10 protein-coding genes and 1 pseudogene are annotated in these 15087 nt (G+C 63.6%); 10 read left to right on the top strand and 1 reads right to left on the bottom strand.

Annotated elements, in window-relative coordinates; translation table 11 throughout:
* Window positions 1-93: 93 nt before the first annotated feature.
* On the bottom strand, window positions 94-363 hold the full coding sequence (locus Q0S16_RS01085) for a DUF3551 domain-containing protein (RefSeq protein WP_295844078.1): 270 nt from the start codon (window positions 361-363) through the stop codon (window positions 94-96).
* A gap of 503 nt (window positions 364-866) precedes the next feature.
* Here Q0S16_RS01085 and dnaE point away from each other — a divergent pair.
* The 10 genes and pseudogenes from dnaE to bamA all read left to right on the top strand — a co-directional run bounded on the left by dnaE (window position 867) and on the right by bamA (window position 15087).
* The gene (gene dnaE, locus Q0S16_RS01090) at window positions 867-4379 is read left to right on the top strand and encodes a DNA polymerase III subunit alpha (RefSeq protein WP_295844095.1); all 3513 of its coding nucleotides are present in this window, start codon (window positions 867-869) and stop codon (window positions 4377-4379) included.
* 435 nt (window positions 4380-4814) lie between these two features.
* Window positions 4815-5810 (top strand): 30S ribosomal protein S2, encoded by a 996-nt coding sequence (locus Q0S16_RS01095; protein WP_295844081.1) that lies wholly within the window; start codon window positions 4815-4817, stop codon window positions 5808-5810.
* A 187-nt stretch (window positions 5811-5997) separates the two neighbouring features.
* Window positions 5998-6921: pseudogene (gene tsf / locus Q0S16_RS01100) on the top strand (translation elongation factor Ts).
* Between the two features lie 69 nt (window positions 6922-6990).
* On the top strand, window positions 6991-7707 hold the full coding sequence (pyrH, locus tag Q0S16_RS01105) for a UMP kinase (protein WP_295844083.1): 717 nt from the start codon (window positions 6991-6993) through the stop codon (window positions 7705-7707).
* 72 nt (window positions 7708-7779) lie between these two features.
* Window positions 7780-8337 carry a ribosome recycling factor gene (frr, locus tag Q0S16_RS01110; protein WP_295844097.1) on the top strand — a complete coding sequence of 186 codons (558 nt, stop codon included), beginning with the start codon at window positions 7780-7782 and terminating at the stop codon, window positions 8335-8337.
* 138 nt (window positions 8338-8475) lie between these two features.
* The gene (locus Q0S16_RS01115; RefSeq protein WP_295844085.1) at window positions 8476-9231 is read left to right on the top strand and encodes an isoprenyl transferase; all 756 of its coding nucleotides are present in this window, start codon (window positions 8476-8478) and stop codon (window positions 9229-9231) included.
* A 5-nt stretch (window positions 9232-9236) separates the two neighbouring features.
* Window positions 9237-9947, top strand: coding sequence for a phosphatidate cytidylyltransferase (locus tag Q0S16_RS01120; protein ID WP_295844100.1), 711 nt, complete (start codon window positions 9237-9239; stop codon window positions 9945-9947).
* A 4-nt stretch (window positions 9948-9951) separates the two neighbouring features.
* Complete coding sequence (gene dxr, locus Q0S16_RS01125; RefSeq protein ID WP_295844086.1) at window positions 9952-11175, top strand: 1-deoxy-D-xylulose-5-phosphate reductoisomerase; 1224 nt, start codon at window positions 9952-9954, stop codon at window positions 11173-11175.
* 43 nt (window positions 11176-11218) lie between these two features.
* On the top strand, window positions 11219-12370 hold the full coding sequence (gene rseP, locus Q0S16_RS01130) for an RIP metalloprotease RseP (RefSeq protein ID WP_295844090.1): 1152 nt from the start codon (window positions 11219-11221) through the stop codon (window positions 12368-12370).
* 173 nt (window positions 12371-12543) lie between these two features.
* The gene (gene bamA, locus Q0S16_RS01135; RefSeq protein ID WP_295844092.1) at window positions 12544-15087 is read left to right on the top strand and encodes an outer membrane protein assembly factor BamA; all 2544 of its coding nucleotides are present in this window, start codon (window positions 12544-12546) and stop codon (window positions 15085-15087) included.

Genomic DNA, 15087 nt, shown 5'->3' on the forward strand with positions numbered 1-15087 from the left:
ATATGGAGCTGGCGGGCCGGATGGACCGCAGGGTCTCGCTGGAAAACGGCAAGGTCATCGAACTCGACTGACCTGCCTGACGGTGCCTTCGGCTCAGTAGCCGCGGCGCTGGCGGCTGCGGGAGCGTGGCGCCGGCTGTTCGGTGTAGGCCGGCGAATGGGCCAGCGCCGGGTTCTGGAAACAGGTGGTGCCCTGGCCGGAAGCGGTGACCGCGCACTGCCGGTAGGTCGAGTAGCTGCAGTCGTCATCGCCATACAGTGAGCGCATGCAGAACGGGTACCCGCTGGGCGAGGCCGCGGCGGGGCTGCAATCGACGGCGGCGACCGTTCCGAGGGCGATCAGGGCGAACAGCGCTTTGAGCATGAAAATCTCCTGCCGACTCGCTGGCCGACGCATGGGGTATTTGGGCCGCACAGAGCCGGCTGGGCGAGGTTTCGTCAACTCACATCTGTTCTATCGGCCACGGTAGCTACGCCGTTAACCATCCATTTGCATTCAAATCCAAGGGCAACAGTCGAACTTGACTCCAGGAACAAAATGCGAACATTGTTCTGCATATGTTCCAGTAACACGGAGGCTGACATGTTGAAGACTTTCGTTGAAGAAGCCGCGGCAATGGCGTCGATCGTATTGTTTGTGGGCATGATTGCCGTGTGGGCGCAGTTGATTCCGCAGCTTTGAGCCGGACCCGCCCGCTGGCGCAAAGGCGTCGATGGGAAAGCGGGGACGCTTTGCCGGGCTGGCGGGTTTCACATGGACAGGCTCCGGCGCAGGCATCACGATAGATCGGCGAGTCGGTCTTTCGGGGCTGCCGCGATCCCTCGATTCGATGATTGCCTGACGTCATGAGCCAACAGCCCGCAGCCGTGCCCAGTCCCGGTTTCGTCCATCTGCACACCCATTCCGCCTATTCGCTGCTGAAGGGCTCGATCAAGATCCAGAAGCTGCTCGATCTGGCCAAGGCCGATCATCAGCCGGCGCTGGCGCTGACCGACACCGATAATATGTTCGGGGCGCTGGAATTCTCCGACAAGCTGGCCGGCTACGGTATCCAGCCGATCATCGGCTGCGAGATCGCGGTCGATTTCGGCGACCAGGATCCCAGCGCTCGCAATGCGCTCAATGCGGTGCCGGCGCGGATGGTGTTCCTGGCGGCGCGGGAGCGCGGCTACCGCAGCCTGATGAAGCTGAATTCGCGCGCCTTTCTCGAGACCCCGATCCACCAGACGCCGCATATCAAGTTCGAATGGCTGCTCGAGGAGGCCGAGGACCTGATCGCGCTGACCGGCGGGCCGGAGGGGCCGATCGCACTCGCCATCCATGCCGATCAGGCCGCGCTCGCCGCGACCCGCTGCGACCGCCTGGCCTCGCTGTTCGGCGACCGGCTCTATATCGAATTGCAGCGCCATGGCGTCGACAAGGAGCGCCGCTCCGAAGCCGGGTTGATCGATCTGGCCTATGGCAAGGGCTTTCCGCTGGTCGCCACCAACGAGCCGTATTTCGCGACCGCCGACGACTACGAAGCCCACGACGCGCTGCTGTGCATCGCTGGCGGCAAGATGATCGCCGATACCGAGCGTGACCAGCTGACGCCGGAGCATCGCTTCAAGACCCGCTCGGAAATGGCGGTGCTGTTCGCCGATCTGCCGGAGGCGCTGGCCTCCACCGTGGAGATCGCCGAGCGCTGCTCGTTCCGGCCGCGCACGCGAAAACCGATTCTGCCGCGCTTCACCGTCGGCGCCAGCTCCAATGCCGCCGGCGCGGAACATGAGGAGGCCGAGGAGCTGAAGCGACAGGCCCAGGAGGGCCTGACGCGGCGGCTCGCGGTTCACGGCGTCTCGCAGGGCATGACCGAGGAAGACTACCGTGCGCGGCTCGACTTCGAGCTCAACGTCATCAACCGCATGAACTACGCCGGCTACTTCCTGATCGTGGCCGACTTCATCAAGTGGGCGAAGCAGCAGGGCATCCCGGTCGGCCCTGGCCGCGGTTCGGGCGCGGGCTCGATGGTCGCCTATGTGATGACCATCACCGACCTCGACCCGATCAAATTCGGCCTGCTGTTCGAGCGCTTCCTCAATCCGGAACGCGTCTCGATGCCCGACTTCGACATCGACTTCTGCCAGGAGCGGCGCGGCGAGGTCATCACCTATGTGCAGCAGCGCTATGGCCGCGACCAGGTGGCGCAGATCATCACCTTCGGCACGCTGCAGGCGCGCGGCGTGCTGCGCGACGTCGGCCGCGTGCTGCAGATGCCCTATGGCCAGGTCGACAAGCTGACCAAGCTGGTGCCGCAGAATCCGGCGGCGCCGGTGACGCTGGCGGCGGCGATCGAGTCCGAGCCGAAGCTGCAGGCGTTTCGCGACGAAGACCCGGTGGTGGCGCGCGCCTTCAACATCGCGCTGCGGCTGGAAGGCCTGACCCGGCACGCCTCGACCCATGCCGCCGGCATCGTGATCGGCGACCGCCCGCTGTCCGAGCTGGTGCCGATGTATCGCGATCCGAAATCCGACATGCCGGTGACCCAGTTCAACATGAAATGGGTCGAGCCCGCGGGGCTGGTGAAGTTCGACTTCCTCGGCCTGAAGACACTCACCGTGCTCGACGTCGCGGTGAAGCTGCTGAAACAGCGTAACATCCATGTCGACCTGCCGACGCTGCCGATCGACGACGCCGCGACCTATGCGATGCTGGCCAAGGGCGAAGTGGTCGGCGTGTTCCAGCTGGAAAGCCAGGGCATGCGCCGCGCGCTGGTCGACATGCGGCCGGACAGGTTCGAGGACATCATCGCGCTGGTGGCTTTGTATCGGCCGGGCCCGATGGCCAACATTCCAACCTATTGCGCGCGAAAGCACGGCGACGAGCAATCGGAATATCTGCATCCGATGCTGGAGCCGATCCTGAAGGAGACCTACGGCGTCATCATCTACCAGGAACAGGTGATGCAGATTGCCCAGGTGATGGCCGGCTACTCGCTCGGCGACGCAGACTTGCTGCGCCGTGCGATGGGCAAGAAGATCCGCGCCGAGATGGAGAAGCAGCGCGCAATTTTTATCGCGGGCTCGGTCAAGAACGGTGTGGCGAAGGAGCAGGCCGACACGATCTTCGACCTGCTCGCCAAGTTCGCCGACTACGGCTTCAACAAGTCGCACGCGGCGGCCTATGCGCTGGTGTCGTACCACACCGCCTATATGAAGGCGCATTACCCCGTCGAGTTCATCGCTGCGTCGATGACTCTGGACATGAGCAACACCGACAAGCTGTCGGAATTCCGCGCCGAGGCGCAGCGGCTCGATATCAGGCTTGAGGCGCCGAACATCAATCGTTCCGCCGCCACCTTCGAGGTCGCGGCAAACACCATTTTCTACGCGCTGGCCGGCCTCAAGGGCGTCGGCGGCGCCGCGGTCGACCTGATCGTCGAAGAACGCAAGAAAGGCCTGTTCACGTCGCTGGCGGATTTTGCGTCGCGCGCCAACCCGCGGGCCATCAACAAGCGCGTCATCGAGAGCCTCGCCGCCGCCGGTGCCTTCGATACGCTGGACGCCAACCGGGCCCGGGTGTTCGGCGGTGCCGAGGCGATCCTGGCGGCGTGTCAGAGCGCTCATGAGGATAAGACAATTGGTCAGAAAAGCATGTTCGGCGGCGCGGCCGATGCGCCGACCATCATGCTGCCGCAGATCGACAACTGGCTGCCGGCCGAAAAGCTGCGCCGCGAATATGATGCCATCGGCTTCTTCCTGTCGGGCCATCCGCTCGATGATTACGCGGTGGTACTGAAGCGTTTGAGGGTTCAGAGCTGGGCGGAGTTCTGCCGCGCCGTGAAGTCCGGCGCCACCGCCGGCAAAGTGGCCGCGACCGTGGTGACGCGCCAGGAGCGCCGGACCAAGACCGGCAACAAGATGGGCATCATGGGCCTGTCCGACCCCACCGGCCATTTCGAGGCGGTGCTGTTTTCGGAGGGGCTGGCCCAGTTCCGCGACGTGCTGGAGCCCGGCACGGCGGTTCTGCTGCAACTCGGTGCCGAGTTACAGGGCGAGGACGTCCGCGCCCGCGTGCTGCAAGCCGAGCCGCTCGATGCCGCGGCGGCCAAGACCCAGAAGGGTCTGCGCATTTTTCTGCGTGACACCAAGCCGCTGGATTCGATCGTCAAGCGGCTGTCGGGCCCGGATGCGCCAACCCTGAATACCGGGCGCGGCGCGCCACCGCCGAAGCTGACCGCGCCGAGTGGCGGCGCCGGCGAGGGCGACGTCTCCGTGGTGATGATGCTGAACCTGGAAACCGAGGTGGAAATGAAGCTCCCCGGCCGCTTCCGCATCTCGCCGCAGATCGCCGGCGCCATCAAGGCGGTGACCGGGGTGGTGCAGGTCGAGATGCTGTAGGGGCAATTGCGCTCGTTCGTTCCCCGAACGCGGTGCACTGCGCCGCCTATTAGCGGCGTGGTGCTCCGCAGATCCGGGGCCCGGCTTGGACGGTACCGGGATCCCGGATCGGCGGAGCGGTCCTTCGCGCCGCACCGCGTCCGGGAAACGATCTCGATTGGCATCGGGCTTGAGGCAAAGTGAGGAGCCCGCATGAGGCGCGGGGGTAGAGGTAATTCTCGAAAACTGTCGCTCGCGCGCCTCAGAAGGCGGTCACACTGGTAAACCCGCCGGTTTGCCTTGCTTATCCCGGGAATCCGGCTATATACCGCGCCATCTCACACGGAAGCATGGCTTAACCGCCGTCCGGTGGCATTCCGGCCTGACCGCAGATTTCCTGCCTAAACGCTTGATTGCTCACACGCTTCCGGAGGAAACAACCGGAGAATTAGAACTATGGCGATTCCTGAATTTTCTATGCGTCAGCTCCTCGAAGCCGGCGTCCACTTTGGCCACCAGTCGCACCGCTGGAACCCGAAGATGGCTGACTACATCTTCGGCGCGCGCAACAACATCCACATCATCGATCTCGCCCAGACCGTGCCGCTGCTTCACCGCGCGCTGCAGGCTGTGTCGGACACCGTTGCCAAGGGCGGTCGCATCCTGTTCGTCGGCACCAAGCGCCAGGCCCAGGACGTCGTGGCGGAAGCCGCCAAGCGTTCGGCGATGTACTTCGTCAATTCGCGCTGGCTCGGCGGTACGCTGACCAACTGGAAGACCATTTCCGGTTCGATCAAGCGCCTGCGCCACCTCGACGAAGTGCTGAATTCGGGCGATGCCTCGGCCTATACCAAGAAGGAGCGCCTGACGTTGCAGCGCGAGCGCGACAAGCTCGACCGTTCGCTCGGCGGCATCAAGGACATGGGCGGTCTGCCCGATCTGATCTTCGTGATCGACACCAACAAGGAAGACATCGCGATCCAGGAAGCCCAGCGTCTGGGCATCCCGGTGGCGGCGATCGTCGACACCAATTCGGACCCCAAGGGCATCACTTATGTGGTCCCGGGCAATGACGACGCCGGCCGTGCGCTGACGCTGTATTGCGACCTGATCGCCCGCGCCGTCATCGACGGCATCTCGCGCGCCCAGGGCGATTCCGGCTACGACATCGGCGCCTCCGCCGCGCCGATCGAGGAAGCCATCGCGGCTCCGGAGCCGGTTGGCTTCCAGGGTCTTGCCGGTCCGCGCGGTTCGGCCGACGACCTCAAGAAGCTCACCGGCGTGTCCGGCGAGATCGAGAAGAAGTTCAACGACCTCGGCATCTTCCACTTCTGGCAGCTGGCTGAACTCGATCACGACACCGCGCACAAGATCGGCGAAGATGTCGGCCTGCCGACCCGTGCCGATGGCTGGGTCACCCAGGCCAAGACCATGACGGCGGAAGCCGAATAATAACGCAGGCCTGATCCCGCAAGCCGGCCTCCGGTTTGCGGGGGAGATCACGCCGACGACAGCGTTGTGTGGCCGGCCCGCCCGGCCACACCTTCAACTGAAATTTCTGGATGATAGTTCCTGTGGCAGGACGCGGCGTGCAGCACTGGCTGCGCCGCGTTCGCCCTGGCAGGCAAAGGGTTCAACGATGGCAACGATTTCCGCAGCGATGGTCAAGGACCTCCGCGAGACCACCGGCGTCGGCATGATGGATTGCAAGAACGCGCTGGTCGCCAATGATGGCGACATGCAGGCGTCGATCGACTGGCTGCGCGCCAAGGGCCTGTCAAAGGCCGCCAAGAAGTCCGACCGCGTTGCCGCGGAAGGCCTGATCGGCGTCGTCACCGCCGCCACCAAGGGCGTCGTGGTCGAAGTCAATTCCGAGACCGATTTCGTCGCCCGCAACGAGCAGTTCCAGGGCCTGGTCAAGATGATCGCCCAGGTCGCACTCAAGGTCGGCGCCGACGTCGAGGCGATCAAGGCGCACAAGGTTGGCGACGCCAACGTCGAGACCGCGATCACCGAGGCGATTGCGACGATCGGCGAGAACATGACGCTGCGTCGCGCCGCCTTGCTGGAAGTCAGCGCCGGCGTCGTCTCGAGCTATGTGAATAACGCCGTGACCGAAGGCCTCGGCAAGATGGGAATCATCGTCGCGCTGTAATCGACCGGCGCGACCGACGAGCTTTCCACCCTCGGCAAGCAGATCGCGATGCATGTCGCCGCGACCAACCCGCAGGCCGTGGATTCGGCGTCGCTCGATCCCGCCGTCGTGGCGCGCGAGAAGGACGTGATGGCCGACAAGTATCGTCAGCAGGGCAAGCCCGAGGCGATGATCGAGAAGATCGTCGAGAACGGCCTGAAGACCTATTACAAGGAAGTCTGCCTGCTCGACCAGGCGTTCATCCATGACACCACCAAGTCGGTCGCCCAGGCCATCAAGGATGCCGAGGGCAAGGTTGGCGCGCCGATCAAGCTGACCGGCTTCGTGCGCTACGCGCTCGGCGAAGGCATCGAGAAGCAGACCTCCGATTTCGCCGCCGAAGTCGCGGCCGTCAGCGGCCAGAAGTAATCACGGCACGAACCAACTCCCGGCAGATCGATGCCGGGAGCCTCCGCCTCGAAGGGAAGCGATCGCATTATGGGTGAGCCGCTCTATCGTCGCGTCGTGATCAAGCTTTCGGGCGAATACTTTGCCGGTGGTCAGCCGTTCGGCATTGATCAGTCGACCATCGACCGCATCGCCGGCGACCTCATCGCAGCGCAGCAACTCGGCGTCGAAATCGCCGTCGTGGTGGGCGGTGGCAATATTTTTCGCGGCGTCGAAGTGTCGTCGCGCGGCGTCTCGCGCCCGACCGGCGACACCATGGGCATGCTCGCCACGGTGATGAACTGTCTGGCGCTGGAAGCCGCGATCGAGCGCCGAGCCGTGCCTGCGCGGACGCTGTCGGCGATGGTGATGCCGCAGGTCTGCGAATTGTTCACCCGCGCCGCCGCGCATAAATACCTGTCCGAAGGCCGTATCGTTCTGCTGGCTGGCGGCACCGGAAACCCGTACTTCACCACCGACACCACCGCGGTGTTGCGTGCCGCCGAGATCGGCGCCACCGCGGTGCTCAAAGCCACCAATGTCGATGGCGTCTACAGCGCGGATCCGAAGCAGGACCCCGCGGCGACCCGGTTCGAGCGGCTCAGCCACTCGCAGGCCGTCGAGGGCAACTACAAGGTCATGGACGCCACGGCTTTCGCGCTTGCCCGCGAGACGTCGCTGCCTATCATCGTGTTTTCAATCGCCGAACCAGGTTCGATCGGCGCCATTCTGAGCGGTACGGGTCGCGGCACCATCGTCGCGGGCTGAGTTTCAATGCAGGCCGATCCGCCGGTGGCGGATCGGACCCACAGGTTTCAAGAGGAGAGCTGCATGGCCCCCATGGCCCCATTCGATATCAACGACCTGAAGCGCCGCATGCAGGGCGCCACCCAGGCGCTGAAGCATGAACTCGGCGGATTGCGCACCGGACGCGCGGCGGCGTCGATGCTGGAGCCGGTCCAGGTGGAAGCCTATGGCAGCCACGTGCCGCTGAACCAGGTCGCCACCGTATCCGTGCCGGAGCCGCGTCTGCTGTCGGTGCAGGTCTGGGACAAGGGCATGGTCAAGGCCGTCGAAAAGGCGATCGTCGATTCCAACCTCGGTCTCAGCCCGGCCACCGAAGGCCAGGTGCTGCGGCTTCGCATTCCCGAGCTGAACGAAGAGCGCCGCAAGGAACTGGTCAAGGTCGGCAACAAATACGCCGAAGCCGCCAAGGTCGCCGTGCGACATGTCCGCCGCGACGGCATCGACCACATCAAGAAGCTGGAAAAGGCGCACGAAATCACCGAGGACGACCAGAAGCGCCTCGACAATGAAGTGCAGAAGGCGACCGATGCATCGATCTCCGAAATCGAGCAGTTGCTGGCCGCCAAGGAAAAGGAAATTATGAAGGTCTAGGCGTACACCGCACGCCTGCGCGGCATCAGCCGGATCGAAACCCGCTTCGATTGATGACCGCGTTCTGAACTTTCGCAGCGCGCATGAAGTCCTCGCCAGAACACAGGTTCTGGCGAATCATGTGCCGGGGACCAACCGATGTCGAACGCCGCCGCGCCCGCAACCGAAGGATCAGACCGATCCTCGCCTTTGCATGTCGCGATCATCATGGATGGCAATGGGCGCTGGGCCGCGGCCCGCGGCTTGCCGCGCGCGGAAGGCCACCGCCGCGGCGTCGATGCGCTGCGCCGCGTGGTACGCGCCGCCAATGAACTCGGCATTCTCTATCTGACGATCTTCTCGTTCAGCTCGGAAAACTGGTCGCGCCCGGCGACCGAAATCCGCGATCTGTTCGGGCTGCTGCGCCGCTTCATCCGCAACGATCTGGCCTCGCTGCATGCCGACGGCGTTTGCGTCCGGGTGATCGGTGAACGTGAGGGTCTCGATCCGGACATCCGCGGCCTGCTGTCGGAAGCCGAGGACCTCACCCGCGGTAACACCCGGCTAAATCTGGTGGTCGCCTTCAACTACGGCTCGCGGCACGAGATCGCCAAGGCCGCGCAGCGGCTGGCGCAGGAGGTGGCGGACGGCAAGCGCACGCCGGACAGCATCAATGTCGATTCGCTCGGTCAGTATCTCGATGCGCCCGACATTCCCGATCCCGACCTGATCATCCGCACCTCAGGCGAGCAGCGGCTGTCGAACTTTCTAATGTGGCAGGCGGCCTATAGCGAGCTGGTGTTCGTGCCGATCCACTGGCCGGATTTCGACAAGTCCGCGCTGGAAGGCGCGATTGCCGAATATGCAAGGCGCGAGCGCCGCTTCGGCGGGCTCACCGCGAAAACCGGTTCGTGACGGGCGTGAATCAGGACAAGGCGGCGCCGCAACCGGATGATCGCGGTCTGCGCAATCTCCTGACGCGGGTGCTTACCGCGCTGGTGATGATTCCCGTTGCGATCTTCGTGGTCTGGATGGGCGGCTGGCTGTGGGCGGGCCTCGTCACATTGGTGTCGATTGGCCTCTTCATCGAATGGCGGATGATTGTCGGCGCCGATCGCTTTGGCTGGGTGACGCTCGGAATCGTCTATGCGGCGGCGGCGCTGGCGGCGTCGGTGATGGTGCGGCTGGATCCGCAGTGGGGATTCACGGCGCTGATGTTCATCCTGCTGGTGGTCTGGGTCACCGACATCGGCGGCTATTTCGCGGGCAGGGGGATTGGCGGCCCCAAGCTATGGCCGCGCGTCAGCCCGAAAAAGACCTGGGCTGGCGCAATCGGCGGCATTGTCCTGAGCCTTGCGGTGGCGGCGGGCTTTGCTGCCTTTGGTATCGGTCGGCTGGTGCCGCTGCTGCTGCTGGCCGCGACGCTGACCACCATGTCGCAACTCGGCGATCTCTTTGAGTCCGCGGTCAAGCGGCGGTTCGGCGTCAAGGATTCCAGCCATATCATCCCTGGTCATGGCGGTCTGCTGGACCGGCTCGATGGCTATGTCTTCGCGGTTGTCGCAGCCGCGGTGATCGGTCTTGTGCGAGGCGGCGCCGATGGCGTCGGTCGCGGTATTATGGTTTGGTGATTCGATGAGTGCAGTTCCGTTGCGAAACGACAAGGCCGCCGCCTCGGGCGTGCGCCGCGTTACCGTATTGGGCGCCACCGGCTCGATCGGCGACAGCACCATGGATCTGCTGCGCGCGGCGCCCGAGCGGTACCAGGTGGAGGCGTTGACCGCCAATACCAATGTCGACGGCCTCGTCAAACTGGCGATGGAATTTCGCGCCCGCTTCGTCGCGGTGGCCGATGAATCCAGGCTCGGCGAATTGCGGGCGGCGCTGGCCGGCACCGGGATCGAAAGTGGCGCCGGCGATAGCGCCATCATCGAGGCGGCACAGCGGCAGTCGGACTGGCTGATGGCGGCGGTGTCCGGAGCGGCGGGTCTCAAGCCGGCGCTGGCGGCGGTGGATCGCGGCGCCACCATCGCGCTCGCCAACAAAGAGTGCCTGGTCTGTGCCGGCGACTTTTTCATGCAGCGCGCGGCGCAATCCGGCGCCTGCATCCTGCCGGCGGATTCCGAGCACAATGCGCTGTTCCAGGCGCTGGGCTCGGGCAACCGCGAGGAACTGACCCGGGTGATCATCACCGCGTCGGGTGGCCCGTTCCGGACCTGGGCCGCCGCCGATATCGAGCAGGCGACGCTGGAACAGGCGCTCAAGCACCCGAACTGGTCGATGGGCCAGAAGATCACCATCGACTCCGCGTCCATGATGAACAAAGGGCTGGAAGTCATTGAGGCAGCGTATCTTTTCGCGCTGAGCCCGGACCAGATCGACGTTCTGGTGCATCCGCAGTCGATCATTCACGGCATGGTCGAGTTCCGGGATTTTTCGGTGATGGCGCAGCTCGGCTCGCCGGATATGCGCACGCCGATCGCACATTGCCTGGGCTGGCCGGACCGTATCCCCGGCCGCGCCGCGCCGCTCGATCTGGCCAAGGTCGGCACGTTGACCTTCGAGACCCCCGATTATGCCCGCTTTCCGGGCCTGAAACTGGCCTTTGACGCTCTGCGCACCGGAAATGGCGTGACCACCGTCTATAACGCCGCCAACGAGATCGCGGTCGCTGCCTTCATCGCGCAAAAAATCCGCTTCGGCGCGATCGCCCGGCTGGTCGAGGCCACCATGAATGACTGGGTGCGGGCTGGTAATCTGGCGCCGCTGTCGTCGGCCGACGACGCCATTGCCATTGACCATAGGGCGAGAGAAATGGCTGCCACCCTCTTGCCTCAAATTGCCGCAAAGGCATTTTAGATGTTGCGGACGAAGCCTTTGGTTTCGCGTTTAGGGGATTGGGATGCTTGAGTTTTTTCAACATGGGTTCACTACGTTAAGTCACGGATTTATTGGTTACATCATCCCGTTCCTGTTTGTGCTGACGATCGTGGTGTTCTTCCACGAACTCGGCCACTTCCTGGTTGCGCGCTGGAATGGCGTCAAGGTGCTGACCTTCTCGCTGGGCTTCGGTCCCGAAATCGTCGGCTTCAATGATCGCCGCGGCACGCGCTGGAAGATTTCCGCCATTCCGCTCGGCGGCTACGTCAAATTCTTCGGCGACGAGAGCGAGGCCTCGACGCCGTCGGCGGCGGCGCTGTCCACGATGAATGCGGAAGAGCGCGAAGGCAGCTTCCATCACAAGCGGGTCGGCCAGCGCGCCGCCATCGTTGCCGCCGGTCCGATTGCCAATTTCATCCTGGCGATCGTGATCTTCACCGCGCTGTTCACCTTCTTCGGCAAGCCCAGCACCACCGCCCAGGTCGATACCGTGCAAGCCGGCAGCGCGGCCGCCACGGCCGGGTTCCAGCCGGGCGACATCATCAAGGCGATCGACGGCAGCGCGATTGGCAGCTTCTCCGACATGCAGCGCATTGTCGGCATCAAGGCTGGCGAGCAGCTCACCGTGACCGTCAAGCGCGGCGATTCGACCCTCGATCTGAAGGCGACGCCGCAGCTGAAGGAAATCAAGGACAGCTTCGGCAATGTCCACCGCCTCGGCGTGCTCGGCATTACCCGGGCGACCGCGGTCGGTGAAGTCACCACCGAGCGGGTCAACCCGGCCACCGCGCTGGTGCTGGGCGTCAAGGAGACCTGGTTCGTCGTCGACCGCACCATCGCCTATATCGGTGGCGTATTTACCGGCCGTGAGGCCGCCGACCAGATTGGCGGGCCGATGCGAATCGCCCAGATCTCGGGGCAGGTGGCGACCATCGGCCTGACCGCGCTGATTCACCTGGCGGCGGTACTTTCGATCTCGATCGGGCTGCTGAACCTGTTCCCGGTTCCGCTGCTCGATGGCGGTCACCTGCTGTTTTACGCCGTCGAGGCGATCCGTGGCCGCCCGCTCTCTGAACGGGCGCAGGAATTCGGATTCCGCATCGGATTGGGGCTGGTACTGATGTTAATGGTCTTTGCAACCTATAACGATATTCTTCATCTGGCGGCGTCATGATGCGGCTCCGGGGCAACGTGGCCGATGGGCAACGTCTTGGAATGAAATTGGAATTGCACCGCGAAAGGTCGTTTGCCAGTTTGGTAAAATTGGCTACAAGCGGAGCAACAAATGGGATTCTGCCAGTCCGTAGGGGTGCGGGCCGGCGATGGAATGATAAGGGCGCTTGGCGCATGATTTTTGGATTGCGGGTAATCCGGGGTAGCCTGCTTGCTGCTTCACTCTTGGTCGCCATGCCGGTCGCCGCGACGGTGACGGCAGCGCTTCTTTCGTCGACGGCGATGGCCCAGACGGCGGCATCGATCGCCGTCGAAGGCAATCGCCGCGTCGATGTTGAGACGATTCGCTCCTACTTCCGGCCCGGCCCGAGCGGTCGGCTCGACCAGGGCAATATCGATGATGGCCTCAAGGCTCTGATCGAGACCGGCCTGTTCCAGGACGTCAAGATCAACCAGGGCGGGGGTCGTCTGGTGGTCTCGGTGGTCGAGAACCCGGTGATTGGTCGTATCGCGTTCGAGGGTAACAAGAAGGTCAAGGACGACCAGCTTACCGCCGAGATCCAGTCGAAGCCGCGTGGCACGCTGTCGCGCCCGATGGTGCAGTCCGATGCGTCCCGCATCTCCGAGATCTATCGCCGCTCCGGCCGCTACGACGTCAGTGTCGTGCCCGAGATCATCGAGCAGCCGAACAACCGCGTCGACCTGATCTTCACGGTTACCGAAGGCCAGAAGACCGGCGTCAAGTCGATCGAATTCATCGGCAACAGCTTCTACTCGTCCTATCGCCTCAAGGACGTCATCAAGACCCGCGAATCCAACCTTCTGAGCTTCCTGGCATCGGGCGATATCTATGATCCGGACCGCGTCGAAGCCGATCGCGACCTGATCCGCCGCTATTACCTGAAGAACGGCTTCGCCGATGTGCAGGTCGTTGCCGCGCTCACCGAATATGATCCCGACAAGAAGGGCTTCCTGGTCACCTTCAAGATCGAGGAAGGCGCCCAGTATCGCGTTTCTTCGGTCGACATGCAGTCCACCATCCCGACCCTCGATGCCAACTCGCTGCGCGGCTTCTCCCGCGTCACCGTCGGCTCGCTCTACAACGCGGAAGCGCTGGAGAAATCGGTCGAGGAAATGCAGATCGAAACCTCGCGGCGTGGCTATGCCTTCGCGGTGGTCCGCCCGCGTGGCGATCGCAACTTCGAAGCCCACACCGTCTCGATCGGCTTTGCCATCGAGGAGGGCGCGCGCACCTACATCGAGCGCATCAATGTGCGCGGCAACACCCGTACCCGGGATTACGTCATTCGCCGCGAGTTCGATCTCTCGGAAGGCGATGCCTATAACCGGGCGCTGGTCGATCGCGCCGAGCGACGCCTCAAGAACCTCGACTTCTTCAAGAGCGTGAAGGTCTCGACCGAGCCCGGCTCGTCCAGCGATCGCGTGATCCTGGTGGTCGATCTGGAAGAGAAGTCCACCGGCGACTTCTCGGTCTCGGGCGGTTACTCGACCACCGACGGCGCCCTCGGCGAAGTCAGCGTCTCCGAGCGCAACTTCCTCGGCCGCGGCCTGTTCGCCAAGGCTTCGGTGCAGTACGGCCAGTATGCCCGCGGTTACTCGCTGTCCTTCGTCGAGCCCTATCTGCTCGATTACCGCGTCGCGCTCGGCCTCGATTTCTTCCAGCGCGAGCAGCTGTCCAACAGCTACATCTCGTACAACACCAAGACGATGGGCTTCAGCCCGCGCCTCGGTTTCGGTCTGCGGGAAGATCTGTCGCTGCAGCTGCGCTACTCGATCTATCAGCAGCAGATCTCGCTGCCGCCGGCACTGACAAATTGTAACAACAATGGTGGGCTGAACACGCCGTCTGCGCTGAATGCGGCTGGCACTTTCAAAACTTTCGATTCTACAACTTGGGGCTGTTACGCCGACGGCGAATCCTCTCTGCCCGTCCGCAAGGAACTGGCTGGCGGTGCCACCATCACCTCGCTGGTTGGCTACACGCTCAACTACAACACCCTGGACAACAACAAGAACCCCACCGACGGCCTGTTCGTCGAGTTCAAGCAGGACTACGCCGGTGTTGGCGGCGACGTCAGCTACCTGAAGACCACGGTTGATGCCAAGTACTACACCCCGCTGGTGTCCGACATCGTCGGTCTGCTGCGGGTGCAGGGCGGCATGTTGAACAGCGTCGGCAAGGACATCCGCATGCTGGACAACTTCCAGATGGGTCCGAACCTGGTCCGTGGTTTCGCACCGAACGGCATTGGCCCGCGTGACATCAGCTACGTTGCCCTGGGGTCCTATGGCGACGCGCTGGGCGGCACGAAATATTGGGGCGCCTCGGCTGAATTGCAGATGCCGTTCTGGTTCCTGCCGAAGGAAGTTGGCATCAAGGGCGCGGTCTATGCCGATGCCGGCGGCCTGTGGGATTATCAGGGGCCGACCTCTTGGGGGCAGACCGGTGAAAACAATGCAGCTAAAAATGGTGTAGCTTTGAACGGTGCGAACTGCACTCCTGCAAGCAAGGCTACGGTCGGCACCTGCACCGGACTGCAGTATGATGATAGCAACATGGTCCGCTCGTCGGTCGGTGTGGGCGTGATCTGGCAGTCCCCGTTCGGTCCGCTGCGCTTCGACTACGCGGTGCCGATCACCAAGGGTGCATATGATCGCGTGCAGCAGTTCAAGTTTGGCGGCGGAACTTCGTTCTGA

Source organism: Tardiphaga sp. (assembly GCF_025356345.1).
Lineage (GTDB): Bacteria > Pseudomonadota > Alphaproteobacteria > Rhizobiales > Xanthobacteraceae > Tardiphaga.

Excerpts from the sequence above, each read along its gene's own strand:
- Q0S16_RS01085 (WP_295844078.1), bottom strand. The coding sequence starts at position 363 with ATGCTCAAAGCGCTGTTCGCCCTGATCGCCCTCGGAACGGTCGCCGCC.
- Q0S16_RS01095 (WP_295844081.1), top strand. The coding sequence starts at position 4,815 with ATGGCGATTCCTGAATTTTCTATGCGTCAGCTCCTCGAAGCCGGCGTC.
- pyrH (WP_295844083.1), top strand. The coding sequence starts at position 6,991 with ATGGGTGAGCCGCTCTATCGTCGCGTCGTGATCAAGCTTTCGGGCGAA.
- frr (WP_295844097.1), top strand. The coding sequence starts at position 7,780 with ATGGCCCCATTCGATATCAACGACCTGAAGCGCCGCATGCAGGGCGCC.
- Q0S16_RS01115 (WP_295844085.1), top strand. The coding sequence starts at position 8,476 with ATGTCGAACGCCGCCGCGCCCGCAACCGAAGGATCAGACCGATCCTCG.
- dxr (WP_295844086.1), top strand. The coding sequence starts at position 9,952 with ATGAGTGCAGTTCCGTTGCGAAACGACAAGGCCGCCGCCTCGGGCGTG.
- rseP (WP_295844090.1), top strand. The coding sequence starts at position 11,219 with ATGCTTGAGTTTTTTCAACATGGGTTCACTACGTTAAGTCACGGATTT.
- bamA (WP_295844092.1), top strand. The coding sequence starts at position 12,544 with ATGATTTTTGGATTGCGGGTAATCCGGGGTAGCCTGCTTGCTGCTTCA.